Source organism: Photobacterium alginatilyticum (assembly GCF_009910675.1).
Taxonomy (GTDB): Bacteria; Pseudomonadota; Gammaproteobacteria; order Enterobacterales; family Vibrionaceae; genus Photobacterium; species Photobacterium alginatilyticum.
The window spans coordinates 82,155-95,965 of sequence record NZ_RSEJ01000021.1; the positions used below are offsets into that span (position 1 = coordinate 82,155).

The 13,811-nt window shown below is 46.9% G+C and carries 11 protein-coding genes; 4 read left to right on the top strand and 7 right to left on the bottom strand.

Annotated elements, in window-relative coordinates:
- Positions 1-56: 56 nt before the first annotated feature.
- From EIZ48_RS29485 to EIZ48_RS18875, 3 genes are all read right to left on the bottom strand, one after another.
- A complete protein-coding gene (locus EIZ48_RS29485; protein ID WP_160654686.1) occupies positions 57-1,292 on the bottom strand; it encodes an HDOD domain-containing protein in 1,236 nt (411 codons plus the stop codon).
- 241 nt (positions 1,293-1,533) lie between these two features.
- A complete protein-coding gene (locus EIZ48_RS18870; protein WP_160654689.1) occupies positions 1,534-2,016 on the bottom strand; it encodes a YajQ family cyclic di-GMP-binding protein in 483 nt (160 codons plus the stop codon).
- 111 nt (positions 2,017-2,127) lie between these two features.
- Complete coding sequence (locus EIZ48_RS18875) at positions 2,128-3,183, bottom strand: 3-deoxy-7-phosphoheptulonate synthase (protein ID WP_160654692.1); 1,056 nt, start codon at positions 3,181-3,183, stop codon at positions 2,128-2,130.
- A gap of 504 nt (positions 3,184-3,687) precedes the next feature.
- Here EIZ48_RS18875 and EIZ48_RS18880 point away from each other — a divergent pair.
- Positions 3,688-4,578, top strand: a complete 891-nt coding sequence (locus tag EIZ48_RS18880) for a putative PEP-binding protein (protein WP_160654695.1) — start codon at positions 3,688-3,690, stop codon at positions 4,576-4,578.
- A gap of 80 nt (positions 4,579-4,658) precedes the next feature.
- On the opposite strand, the gene EIZ48_RS18885 is transcribed toward EIZ48_RS18880, so the two are convergent.
- Together EIZ48_RS18885 and EIZ48_RS18890 are read right to left on the bottom strand one after the other, a co-directional pair.
- Positions 4,659-6,140, bottom strand: a complete 1,482-nt coding sequence (locus EIZ48_RS18885; RefSeq protein ID WP_160654698.1) for a protein adenylyltransferase SelO — start codon at positions 6,138-6,140, stop codon at positions 4,659-4,661.
- Between the two features lie 197 nt (positions 6,141-6,337).
- A complete protein-coding gene (locus EIZ48_RS18890) occupies positions 6,338-7,681 on the bottom strand; it encodes a hypothetical protein (protein ID WP_160654701.1) in 1,344 nt (447 codons plus the stop codon).
- Positions 7,682-8,271: 590 nt separating this feature from the next.
- Here EIZ48_RS18890 and EIZ48_RS18895 point away from each other — a divergent pair.
- The 3 genes from EIZ48_RS18895 (at position 8,272) to EIZ48_RS18905 (ending at position 11,635) form a co-directional block, all read left to right on the top strand.
- Entirely contained in the window at positions 8,272-9,111 is an 840-nt protein-coding gene (locus EIZ48_RS18895) for a CvfB family protein (protein ID WP_160654704.1), read from the top strand.
- A 117-nt stretch (positions 9,112-9,228) separates the two neighbouring features.
- Complete coding sequence (locus tag EIZ48_RS18900) at positions 9,229-10,845, top strand: peptide ABC transporter substrate-binding protein (RefSeq protein WP_160654707.1); 1,617 nt, start codon at positions 9,229-9,231, stop codon at positions 10,843-10,845.
- A gap of 250 nt (positions 10,846-11,095) precedes the next feature.
- Positions 11,096-11,635 carry an OmpA family protein gene (locus EIZ48_RS18905; protein WP_160654710.1) on the top strand — a complete coding sequence of 180 codons (540 nt, stop codon included), beginning with the start codon at positions 11,096-11,098 and terminating at the stop codon, positions 11,633-11,635.
- A 69-nt stretch (positions 11,636-11,704) separates the two neighbouring features.
- On the opposite strand, the gene moeB is transcribed toward EIZ48_RS18905, so the two are convergent.
- Both moeB and moeA read right to left on the bottom strand, forming a co-directional pair.
- Positions 11,705-12,454: a molybdopterin-synthase adenylyltransferase MoeB gene (gene moeB / locus EIZ48_RS18910; RefSeq protein ID WP_160654713.1), complete on the bottom strand. Its 750-nt coding sequence runs from the start codon at positions 12,452-12,454 to the stop codon at positions 11,705-11,707.
- 23 nt (positions 12,455-12,477) lie between these two features.
- The gene (gene moeA / locus EIZ48_RS18915) at positions 12,478-13,710 is read right to left on the bottom strand and encodes a molybdopterin molybdotransferase MoeA (protein WP_160654716.1); all 1,233 of its coding nucleotides are present in this window, start codon (positions 13,708-13,710) and stop codon (positions 12,478-12,480) included.
- Positions 13,711-13,811 lie beyond the last annotated feature (101 nt).

The window sequence follows — 13,811 nt, forward strand, 5'->3', positions numbered from 1 at the left end:
TACCGTCTCAAGCAGAGGGGGATCGGTGTATATTAAGAAAAAGTCAGTGTGGAAAATTAATCATCTTTAACCGAAAGAATAAATTTTCCAGGATTACGAGCACCAATACTTTTTAGGATCTTTCCGTCCATTTGCATATGTGCAAACCAATATGGGGCTTGATCGGTCAGAAATGCGTTGCTCTTTTTCATCATATCGTAGATAGCATAGGATCTTGCCTGACCAAGTGCGACACCATGCAGGCTACGCTCATAGACTGACACATCATTGATATCTTCCAAGAGGGCATTTTTTAGGTGCAGGTTTCTAGGGCCCCAATCGATATAGTCAACAATGCGTTGAGTAAGCCTTTTTTCCCACTTCTCGAGTACAGTTGGCAGAAACTCCATGGAGTAGCTGACATCGGCGCATGCAAAATACTCCTCGCGCTGATCATTTTCTCGAAACCTTGTCATGACCAGTTCCAAAGCGTCATCATAGCAGTTTGTAAAGTGGTTACATATGGCGAATTGACTGATGCCGCGTAACATCCCCAGCAAAACGCCTTCGTCAGGCTCTTTATACCCGGCATCGCTTAAACGCATGCGGGTTACGTTCGCCATGGTGATAGCATGCTGCCACATTTTCGGGGCGATAAGCTTTGTATTGCTGTCTGCCCACTTAAGGAGTGGTTTTGTCATCAGAACAGGGTAGAGCATCCGGCAGTTATCAACGCCGATAAAGCCGATGGCTGTTTTGGGATCGGATATTTTTCTCGGTGTCTTCCCCATTTGCTTACAGAACTGTGTGTTATTAACAAGCTCAAGAATGTTAGTGCCAAGGGAATTATAGAGAATCGCAAGTGAGCCAAGTTTTTGAAAGTTAAGAGTGGGTGTATATGCAAACGAGGCGAAATCGGCAAAGCCAGGGTGAAGGTTCAGCAGTCGTGCAATGTCCGTTTTTTCAAAACGGGATTCCATGACATTTTCCGCTGTTTTCTGAACCAGTTCGAGGATCTTTTGATGGCGCTGCTGCTTGACGATATTTTCAGCTCGGCGCTCTAGAACTTTATCGGTTTCACAGTTAAGCAAAAGGCGTTGGTTATCTGTAACACGCTCTTTTTCGTAAAGAATAATCGTGTCACAAAATTCGCCCTCACGGCTTAATATATGATCAACATCATCTTGGTTGACTAAATATTGTAAGCTCACCATCCACTTAGCGTGTCGGCTATTTACCTGGCGACTAATTTCTGATGCTGCGGCTTGTGCTTCTTTGGTGTAGCGCTTGTCAGAAAAAACCGACTCTATCACGTATTCCCCCTAGATGGTGCTATTTCTACAACGCTAGAAAATCATTTCTTATAAGTATGGCGCTACTATATGCCATAGCCAAGAAATATGGAATATTGGTTCATCGTTATTGTTCGATATATCAGCACCTGCAAAGAGAGGATGATTAATGATTGACCAGTCTGGAGCAAGTTGGTCAATAACCATAAAAAAAGGAAGGCTTTTTGCCTTCCTTCATTACGTCGTAAATATAGCCGTTGGCTTAGTCGCGGAAGTTATCAAACTGGAAAGGCTGGTCTAGTTCAGCCTCGCGAACAAGCGCCATCGTTGCCTGAAGATCATCACGCTTCTTGCCTGTGACGCGGACTTTGTCACCTTGGATAGAAGCTTGTACTTTCAGCTTTGCGTCCTTGATGAGTTTAACCAGTTTTTTCGCAACGGCAGTTTCAATACCTTGTTTGAAAGCAACACTACAGGTGAAAAGTTTGCCCGAACGAACTGTTTCTTTCTGCTCCATTGACTGTGCATCAACATAGCGCTTGGCAAGGTTGCTACGGAGAATTGAAACGAGCTGAGTGATTTGAAAGTCTGACTCAGACGTGACTTTTACAACTTCTTTATCCAGCTCGAAGCTAGCTTCGACACCTCGGAAGTCAAAACGGGTATCGAGTTCACGTGACGAGTTGTCTACTGCATTTCGTACTTCAACTAAATCGACTTCAGAAATAATATCAAAAGATGGCATTTGCTCAATCCTAATCCGTAATTGTCATATTCACCGGCGAGTATATCAAAATTTAGTCATCAGTGACGGATTCGCCGATATATCCGGTCACTGTACTTGTTAAGTTATAGCTTAGTTGCGCGCTTTGATAGCGTCTGCCAGCATATCAAGCATGGTGACGGTATCCGTCCAGTTTATGCATGGGTCTGTAATTGATTGACCGTATGTCAGTTTATCAAGCTGCTTGATATCGACTGCCTGCGTACCTTCTTCGATAAAGCTTTCGGCCATGATGCCGGCGATGAAGTTGCTGCCAGACTTTATCTGCTCACAAATATCAGCAGCAACATCAAGCTGGCGCTTGTGTTGTTTCTGGCAGTTGCCGTGGCTGAAATCAACAACAAGCCGAGTCGGCAGGTCAAAGGAGGCCAGTGTTTCACACGAGGCACTAATATCTTCCTGATGGTAGTTTGGCATTTTACCGCCCCGCAGGATGACGTGGCCGTATGGGTTACCCGATGTGCGATAGATAGTCATCTCGCCATTCTTGGCCGGCGAGCAGAAAACGTGAGGTTCTCGGGTGGCACGGATAGCATCAACTGCAATTTTGATATTTCCGTCGGTACCATTCTTAAAGCCGACCGGACAAGAAAGGGCAGAGGCCATTTCTCGGTGAATCTGAGACTCGGTAGTACGGGCTCCAATTGCCCCCCACGAAATTAGATCTGCCAGGTATTGTCCGGTGATCATATCCAGAAACTCAGTGGCTGTTGGCATGCCGAGCTTGTTGATATCGACCAACAGTTTACGGGCAGTATGCAAACCTGTTACCAGATCCAGACTACCATCCAGATGCGGATCGGAAACCAGCCCTTTCCATCCAACCACAGTGCGCGGTTTTTCAAAGTAGGTGCGCATAACGATACACAGTTCGTCTTTGTATTTGTCTTGAATACGCATTAGACGCTGTGCATAGTCGAGAGCTGCTTCAGGATCATGTACCGAGCAAGGACCAACGATTACCAGCAGCCTAGAATCTTGTCCCGTTAAAATCGCTTCAACCTGGCGGCGAGAGTTCGCGACATGCTCTGCAATTTTATCTGTAATCGGGTAAGCGGCTTCAACCTCTGCAGGAGTTGGCATTAGCCCTAGGCTAACCGTGCGGAGTTCATCTGTTTTCATTGGCATAATACGTTTGCCTATCTCGGTAACTCAAAAAATAACGACGCGTAAAGATAGCCCAAAAGACAGCAGGAATAAACCAAACTTGTGATATGACTTAAGTTTTTATCTCATTTGACCGCGCTTTTGTAAGCATAGAGGGTGTCATGCGGTGTGATCGTTACCAAGCTGAGAAGAATTGGTCGAAATAATGTGTCTCAACCCTTGAACCGGGATGTAACAGGAGCGAGAAGCGCCTTGGTATAACTTATGCATTTTGAGTAAATATATTTTCAGTTTTGTGTGTTTCTGCTTGCCATGCGAAGAATGAAAAAGTAATGTCGAACATGACACAAGGAAGGTTGTTAACAGGCACTTAGTGGTGATTTTGCTGATTGGCCAGTATTACCTTGCATCATTTGGTAGGGCTGGCTTTTTAGTTATTCATTCACTGCAGGCAGTATTGTTTGAGCCTGCGCGTATTTGATACAACTTCCTGACTTTGGCGTAATTTTGTAGTAGTGGTGCCGTATGACAAACAACAATCAGTCTGGATTTTCTTTCACCGAATTATTATTAGATCCCGCTCAGCTGGAGCAGTCGACTGCTACCATTGGCTTAGTGTCGATGGATGGCCTTATTAATAGCGCGATTGGTATTCACCCCTATGCTGTTGCAGAAACAACCAAGCTTACTGAGCAACTGCAGCAAGTCGTGTTGGAAGCGGCAGGTGATTATGAATCACCGGCTGAATGGTATGTGACAACATTGACGAACATATTGGTCGAGGCGGCCAAAAAAGCAGATGACAAACCACTGCGAGTTAGATTGTCTGGCGCGGATTCACATTATCGACGAACACTGCCTGGCAGCGAGCTGGAAGCCATGGAAGTGAACCCTTTAATTGGGCTGCGTGGCGTTTCCCGGTTTGCTGATCTGTCGCACCGAAAAAGTTTTAATCTGGAATGCGAAGTGATTAAGCGAGCAAGAAGCTCGGAAGGGATGGCCAATATCGAGCTGGTGGTGCCTTTTGTTCGAACGTGCAGTGAGGCTGCAACTGCGATTGACTTGCTGGCCGAGCAGGGTTTGTGCCGCGGAGCAAATGGCCTGAAGGTTCACCTGATGTGTGAACTGCCAGCCAACGCCTTGATGAGCGATAAATTCCTGCCGTATTTTGATGGTTTAGTGATCGATATTGATCAGTTGGGCCAGTTTGCCCTCGGACTCGATCAAGAGCATGAATCTCTGAACTATTTACATGACGATCAAAATGAAGCGGTATTGCAGCTAGTTAAACATGCCCTCAAAACGGCAGAAAATGCCGGTAAAGTGTGTGAGGTTGTGAGCCACTACATTCATAAGGCACCGAAGTTGCAAAAATGGTTACTGGAGCATGAAGTGAAATCGGTGATCAGCCAGTAGGGGCATGTCATTGTCGATAGTCAGTCGATAGTAATATGGAACATCAAGCCGGCCATTTTTCTGCCGGCTTTTTCGTATGGTTATGAAGAGCAGCTCACTTCAAGCTCTTTTCCCCATTGTGGCGGCAGTGCTGCGAAGCTCTCATACTCAGGATGTTCATAATACGGGTTACACAACACCAACAAGAGTTGCTCAACCATACTGAAATCACCTTTGTCTGCAAGCTCAATGGCTTGCTGGGCCAGATAGTTTCTCAAGATATATTTGGGGTTCGCTGCTTGCATCTGCTTGAGCCTGGTCTGATCGTCTACTGACTCAAGCTCCAGACGATCTGCATAATGCTGCAACCATTGTGATAAGGCCACTGTACAAGTAAATAGCTCTTCAAACTGTGGGATGCTGCTGGTCAACGCATCTTTTGGGAGCGTTGAAAGCGTTCTGAAAAACAAGGTGTAATCGACCGCCTGACTGGCCAACAGGCTAAACATCTCACTGTACAACTCCGAGTCCTGCTCGAGCTTTTCTGCCAATCCGAGTTTGCTACGCATTTTTTGACTGTAGTATTGCTGCAGCTGTGGCTGATAGGTATCCAGTGCTTCATCAATCAGAGCCTTGTCGATGAGCGGTGATAAGGCATAACCTAATGCCGACAGGTTCCATAGGGCAATGGAGGGCTGCTGGTTGAAGGCATACCTGCCGGAATAATCAGAGTGGTTACAAATGAAGCCTGGGTTATAGTCGTCGAGAAATCCGTATGGACCGTAATCGAAGGTCAGCCCCAGCACCGACATATTATCGGTATTCATTACGCCGTGAGCAAATCCCACGGACTGCCAGTCAGCAATCATTTCGGCGGTAAGGCTGACAATTCGATGGAACATAGCCGCGTATCGGTTCGGCGTGCTGATGTCATCCTGCTGAAGATCGGGAAAGTGGTGCTTGATCAGATAATCTGCCAGAAGTTTCAGTTCGGCATGCTGGTTGGTGTAAAACAGGTATTCAAAGTGGCCAAATCTCAGGTGGCTCTCGGCTACCCGGATCAAGGTTGAGCCACGTTCGATTTGCTCTCGATAGACAGGAGTTGCGCTGCTGAGTATGGCAAGGGCATGAGTCGTTCTGATACCAAGTCCATGCATTGCGGCGCTGGCTAGGTACTCGCGTATACTGGAACGCAATACGGCACGTCCGTCACCTTGGCGAGAGTAGGGGGTAGTGCCCGAACCTTTAAGGTGGATATCCCACTTGCTGCCCTGGCTGGTCAGTACTTCCCCCATGAGCAGGCCCCGTCCATCACCGAGATCCGGGTTGTATTGACCAAACTGGTGGCCGGTATACTTCATGGCGATGGGACAGAAGCCGGGGAGTTTATCATTACCGGTAAACAGGTTAACGAAGAAATCAGTACTTGCCTCGCTGATATCAAGTTCAAGTAAGTCGCAAATTCCTGGATTGACACTGACAATAAACGGGTCAGCCAGCGGTTGCGGGTTGATCTGGGTGCCGAAAACTGAAGGCAGTTCACTGTAGGTATTGTCGAACTTAAGTTCGGTAAGAGTTCGCATCGAGCCAGCCTAGTCTTGTGATTTATTACTGACAGACTAGCAACTTGCCCGTCGGTAACAAGAGACAAAAAGTAGGGCTATTCGAAATGGCCCAGGTAACAACCAAGGCCTCTGTATCAGCGGACCAATGTTAATCGCTATCTCATCGACTAGCCGGTATCATTTTAAGAATAGTCCGGCGAGATATAAGTGGACAGTTAGGTGATTGCTTCAATATCAACCACTTTTGAGCGGTTCATGATGATCTTCCAGCGCTGGATCCGTACGGTTTTATCTTCATCCGTTTCTCGTGTGATCAGGTTGATCAGGTGGCGTTTTTCCACGGATTCTTTCGAGACCTGGCCGTCTTTTAGCTGATAGATTTTTTGTGAGCCTCGCTCCATCAGTTTGGTTACCACTCTGAGGTCGAGAATAATCGACTCGCGGCTTTGTTCGTAACCTGTCATAAACTTGGTGGTCGACATGCGGGTCGTACTTTTGTAGTGGAGGATGGTTTCTTCCCGTTGCGATACCTTGTGTTTTCTGACCTTCTTTATCTCGTCATCAATCTTGCTGTAATTAATGTATTCCAGCCATTCGAGCTGGCGGCCGATTAACCGGTTTGAGTTAGCGTCAAAAAACTGCTTACGCCATTTGGGCTTTCCTTTTCGAACCCAGCGCCAGAGCATGACCTTGAGGTCGTCCTTAAATACTTCGCGGGCAGCGTAGATAAAGGCCAGCACAAGAATGAACGACGCAGTAATGTCTCCCAGTACGCCACGAGCCTGGATCAACATCAGGGTGACAAAGATCATCACAAAGCCAGCGGCAAACCCTGTCACAACTTTTTTGGTGTTTTTACCCAGCTCAATGGTTTTTTCTTTCATCGTTACCGGATATTCAATCAGACGCCTTAACAAGCGCATTTTATTGGACATCCGGGTTTGGTCTTTGGTTGCCTTGCTGGAATTGTAATTATTGTCGATGCGATGTTGGGTTTCCTTCTCGCAAATTGCAATCAGCATTGCTTTGATCTCCGAGTAGTCGCTGGTGCGAGGCAGGTGAGAGATCAACGACAGGCAGCGTTGTTCGGTAAACCACGACAGGTAGTTATCAATGTTCTCGTAGTATTTCAGCAGTTTTTTATCGGTTGGTACGTTACGTCGTAACCTTTTTAGAATACGCACAGCAAGCTCGGCAACCTCTTCGACTTCGCCGAGTGTTCGTTCCTGTTTATCTTCCAGTAGCTGGTGGGCAGTTTGCTCAAGAGCCAAAGCATACTGGTAAGCATATAAACTTAGACTAAGGCGGTATTGTTCCGTCGAGAGCTTGCCGCGGCTGGCAAGTCGGCTATGCACCAAAGGGAGGTGGTTCACATCACTGTAATAGGTACGTTTGCCGAGAATGGCATTATGGTAGAACTCATCTTCCGAAATAATATTGGAGTTCAGGCCTAATTCACCGGGCACAAAAATGTAGAGATCAAGCTGTCGATTGGTTGTTTCTTGAATAACATGGGAAATTTTAACTTTATGCCCGTCTTTCTTTTCAACAGTGATCACTATGTTTTAATACCTCGAGGAGAAAATAATCTTGTGGTTTGGGTTAACTGGTCGCTGAGTACCACTCATGTTTGACAATGATATCAGCGATGAGACTAATTTTAGATGAATTAACAATTTATTAGCAGAGCTAATAACGAATTACCGCGTTGAAAGGATGAAAAGTAGTCAATTTAGTGAAGATAGGTCAGGCGTGATGAACCAACATCACGTTAATACCCAAGCTACCCTAAGATGCAGTATTCAGAGTGAGACCAGCGAGTTCAGTTCAAGGAAAATAACGGCAGTAATGGCGTTCCCTTTCAACGTTATTTGACACAGAAATGGGCTCGCTGGCTCACTCCCAAAGGGCGAGTTTACTTTACTCCTATGCGTTGTTACCGCTTTTTGATTTAGAACCACTAGATCATCAAACCGGTGCCTAGCCTAGAAGCAAAGTAATTCTCGCTGAAACTAGCATCTTAGGGTAGCTTGGGTATAATGCGCGGCCTAAAGAATATGAAGATAGCGATTACCGTGCGATGGCAACATGTGGGCCAGAGTTGCGGACTTGATAGTCGAGTTTTATTTACCCAGAGAGTGTCGAAGAAATGATTAAAGTAGGACAATACAACACGTTAGAGGTCGTCAAGCGAGTAGATTTTGGCGTTTTCCTTGATGGTGGTGAAGACTTTGGCAATATCTTGTTGCCGAAATCCTCTGTTCCGGCAGGCACTGAACTGGGAGATAAACTGGAAGTCTTCATTTACTTTGATTCGGAAGATGACGTTATCGCGACGACTGAACAGCCACTGGCACAGGTGGGTGATTTTGCATTGTTGCGTGTTGTCGGCATCTGTGGCGTTGGTGCATTTGTTGACTGGGGTCTGAACAAAGATTTGCTGGTACCGTTCAGCGAACAGCGTCGCCGCCTTGAAGTTGGTCAGGATATTATGGTCCGTATTTATACCGACAAGGCATCCGGTCGCATTGTGGGTTCGACGAAGTTCAACCGCTTCCTGGACAAAACGCCGGCAAACTACAAGGTTGGTCAGGAAGTGCAGGTGATGATTGCTGAAGTGACCGATCTTGGCTATAAGGCCGTGATTGAGGAAGCGCACTGGGGCCTGATCTTCAAAACTGAAGCATTCGGTAAACTGTTCCCGGGCAAGAAACTGAAGGCCTACATCAAAGAAATCCGTCCGGATGGTAAAATTAACCTTTCTTTGCAGAAAGCAGGTAAAGGCAAGGTTGATGATTTGGCGGATAAGATCCTGACGACGCTAGAGCGCAAAGGCGGTTTTGTACCACTAAGCGACAAGTCTTCACCGGACGCCATTTTCAAAGAATTCCGTACCAGTAAGGCTACTTTCAAGAAAACGATCGGAGGCTTGTATAAGCAAGGTCTGATCGTTATTGAGAAAGAAGGTATCCGATTGAACGACAACTAAAGTTATTTCTAAGCCGGTGATATTCACCGGCTTTTTTGTGACTACTGGCGTATTATACTGCCAATTATGCATGTATGTTTGTAGCAACTAATAGAAGCCTACAAACGAGGGCATAATATGCAAGGAAGTAGATTGTCAAAGCTCGCAGCTTTGATCGCGTTATCGGTTGCAGCGCCGGCGATGGCGGCAGATGTGCCTGCTGGTGTGACCTTAGCAAAAGTACAAGAAATTGTCCGTGGTAACGGTGACGAGGTGCCGACACTCGATCCTGCATACTCTTCAGATAACGCCAGTTCCCGAGTCATTCAGGACATGTTTGAAGGCTTGGTGACACAGGATCTCAATGGCAACATTGTTCCTGCGCTGGCAACTCGTTGGCAGGCATCAGACGATCGTAAAGTCTTCACGTTTGAGTTGCGTGACGATATTAAGTGGTCAAACGGTGAGCCGATTACGGCTCATGACTTTGAGTACAGCTTTAAGCGAGTTGTCGATCCGAAAACAGCTGCACCGTATGCCTGGTACTATTCAACCGCGCATATTGCCAATGCGGACGCTGTCAGTCATGGCGAGAAGGCTGTAGAGAGCCTAGGTGTCAAAGCCATTGATGACAGAACGTTACAGATCACCCTCGATAAGCCGGTGCCGCACTTCACGAAAATGCTGGTTCACGAGTCGATGTTTCCGGTGAACCGTAAGGCAGTTGAGACATATGGAGACAGGTGGACCAAGCCTGAGAATATCGTCACCAGTAGCGCCTACAAGCTTTCGAACTGGGTGGTTAACGAAAAGCTTGTTCTGGAGCGAAGTCCGTCATACTGGAATGATACTAAAACGGTCATTAATAAAGTGACTTACCTGCCAATCCAGGATCTCAAATCAGAATACAACCGTTACCTCACTGGCGAAATTGATATTACTTCTTCCTTCCCGTTGGAATTGTACAATACCATCAAGAAGCAGCGTCCGGGTGAGTTGCTGACGGTACCTTCCTTAGGCACCTATTATTACTTATTCAATATCGATCAAGCGCCGTTTGACGATGCGCGAGTACGTAAAGCGCTTGCCTACGCCCTTGATCGTGATGTGATCACACAAGTTATTCTCGGCCAGGGCCAGCCACCAGCCTATGGTGTAACGCCTGGATCGGTCGCTGGTTTTGATGCTCCTGAATTGGCATGGAGTGAGATGAACCAGAAAGAGCGAATTATTAAAGCTCAGCAACTTATGGCAGAAGCCGGCTATGACAAGACGAACCCGCTTAAGTTTGAGTTAGCGTATAACACTAACGAGTCACATAAAAAGCTGGCAATAGTAATGGCTTCTATGTGGAAGAAGACTTTGGGGGTAGAGGTAGAACTGGCCAATCAGGAGTGGAAGACATTCTTGCAGAAGCTTAGCCAGAAAGATTTTACCGTCGCTCGTTATGCCTGGATGGGGGATTACAACGAAGCCTCTACATTCCTGTCTTACTTTGAAACAAGCGGCATGAATTATTCGAAGTGGAGTAATGAGGCCTTTGACAAAGCGATGCAGCAGGCATCGACCGCCTCTTCTGATAAGGAGCGTAACAGCTATTATCAGCAGGCCGAAAAAGTTTTTGCTCAGGAGATGCCGGCAATTCCTGTCTATCACTACACGCGGACAGTACTCAAGCAACCAGAGGTTGGTGGTTATTCGTTGAAGAATGCCTCGGAAAGTCGATACACCCGTGATTTGTATATTACGAAGTAACGCTTTATCTGTTTAACAAGCGATGAAAAGCTGGGCATTACTGCTCAGCTTTTTTCTTTGTCCCTGCCTTTCTGTTTTGCTTATAAAATGTCAGCAGTTGCTTAGTTGGGTACATTATCTATTCTGCTGAAATCTTTGCGATATTAAAGACATATGTTGTGAAGTATCTCCATGATAACTGTTTCTGACCACGAAGGATCGTTGCGATTTGATAGAGTTGCCAGTGAATAAGTTGGATAGGGTTAGGTTCATGCATAAAGCGAAAATTGCCATTTTGTTTTTGATGTCGGCACTGCTGGTTGGCTGTGCGTCGAGTGGACAAAATGAAGTATCCCAAAGGAAAGTTGATGCCTTTTTGAATAAGACTCAGGAGCAGCTTGAGGACTTTATTACGGCCGACGAAGGCATAGTAAATAGAGAAGAGCAACAAGTGATTGTAATTCTCAGCGGTGATAAGAGTTTTCGTCATGGAAGTTCAGAGGTAAGGACTAACGGATTGGCTGTACTGAAAAAGATCTCGAACTATTTGTCGGAGAACCAGAAGTCTACCATCTTTGTTGTCGGCCATACCGACAGTACGGGGTCGGCTGAGTTTAACCAGCAGTTGTCAGAGGACAGGGCACTTGCGGTGACTGAGTTTTTTATCTCGCAGGGAATTGATTCAAAGAGGGTTAACAGTTTCGGCGTAGGTGAGTGGAGCCCAATCGCAAGCAATGAGCAGGCATCGGGACGGCAGGAGAACCGTCGTATCGAAGTACGAATCACACCTAAATTTGACTTGTTCAAGTAGTCAAACAATAAGGCGCTAACCATAAATGAAAAAGGAAGCCATCCCATCGGCTTCCTTTTCATTATGTGGCTATTTACTACATACAGAACAGTGAGGCTGTCTGCTGAGCTTCATTTCCCGCCAGCTCATACTCATTGCGTCGAGCATCAGAATTTTTCCGCTGAGTGGCTGACCCATGTTCGAGACAACCTTTATTGCTTCCATTGCCTGAACGGCACCGACAATGCCGACAACAGGCGACATGATACCGGCTTCTACACAGCTCAGAGCCTGCTCGCCGAAGAGGGCGCTCAAACACTGATAGCAAGGCTCGTCAGTGTGATAGGTGTAGACACTGATCTGGCCTTCCATACGAATCGCTGCACCAGACACAAGAGGTGTTTTGCTCTGAAAGCACAGACGATTGAGCTGGTTGCGGGTGGCGACGTTGTCACTGCAATCAAGCACAATAGAATGTTGCTCAATCAGCGCTAGTAGCTCCTCATCATCGAGACGTTTTGCAATTGTATCAATCTGAGTATTAGGGTTGATAGTTGCCAGCGCCTGCTTGGCAGATTCGACCTTTAAGCAGCCCACGGTACTGTCGTTGTGCAGTACCTGGCGCTGAAGGTTTGATACCTCGACCTTGTCGTCATCGATCAAGGTCAGCTTCCCGACACCGGCAGCGGCCAGGTATTGGGTAGAGGCACAGCCGAGGCCGCCCGCACCAAGGATCAACATCGAGGAGGCTTTTAGTGCTTCCTGACCGTCAAAATCAAACTGCTTGAGAATGATTTGGCGATTGTAGCGCAGCATTTCTGCATCGGTTAGTTCTACCACCGTGTGTTCCTGTTTGGTAAAGGTTAATACATAGTGTGGTTGAATAGCTCGATTGTTACCTCTTCGCCAGGCATGACGCGACCGCGTTCCTGCTCGAGGACAACAAAACAGTTAGCCTGATGCATCGAGCTGAAAGCCCCTGAACCTTGGTTACCCGTTGTGGCAACTTCAATCTGGCCCTCAGGGCTGATTTGGTAAATACCACGTTGGAAGTCAGTTCGGCCTGGGCGTTTTTTGAATACTGTTGTCGCTTTGGCTTTCAGGCGCTGAGGAGGCTGATACTGGCTGTGGCCAGCAAGCTTGGCGATCATTGGCTGGACTAGCTGATAGAGCGTCAGCATGGCTGAAACCGGGTTACCCGGCAGGCCGCAGAACCAAGTGTCTTTGATGGTGCCGAAGGCGAAAGGTTTCCCCGGTTTCATGGCAATTTTCCAGAAACCAATTTCACCTTGCTCGTCGAGGATATCTTTGGTGTAGTCAGCTTCACCCACACTTACGCCACCAGAAGTAACCAGTACATCGGCTTTGGTTGCTTCATCAAAGGCTTCACGCAGTTTTTCCGGGTTATCCGGAATGATGCCAAGATCAATTACATCGCAGCCAAATTTTTCTAGCAGCGCACGGATACCATAGCGGTTGCTGTCATAGATCTGACCGGCCTCAAGCGGCTCACCGACAGAACGTAATTCGTCACCGGTTGAAAAAAACGCAACGCTCGGGCGACGGTAGACACTGACGGTAGCAATGCCCAGTGAAGCCAGCAATGGCATTTCGCGCGCTGTTACGCGGTTGCCCTTGGCCACAACCACATCACCAAGACGAACATCATCGCCGATAGGGCGGACATTATCGTTGGCTGGTGGCTTAATCAGAAATCGAATGGCGTCGCCGTCGACTTCGGTTTCTTCCTGCATGATAACCGTATCGGCACCTTCCGGCATCTGGGCTCCGGTCATGATACGGATACATTGCCCTTCGCCGCAAACACCCTCAAACGGGATACCGGCAAAGGATTTACCCGCCATCATCAAAGTGTCAGTCTTTTCAAGGTCAGCACTGCGTAACGCATAGCCGTCCATTGCTGAGTTAGCAAAAGGCGGTACGTTGATTGGAGAGAGAATATCTTCGGCGATCACCTGTCCCATCGCTTCAGACAACGAAACAGTTTGTACTGTTTCCAGTGGCTTAACTTCTGCCAAAATCTTGGTCAGAGCGGTTTCAATAGGCATCAAGCCTGGCGCGTCACAACATCCCATAAGTGGTATCCGTTATAAGTCATTAGCTTATTATGATTTGCATAAGGAATTATTATGACAAAAAAAACGGTTCATCACTAATACCTTAGTAAATTCGTAGT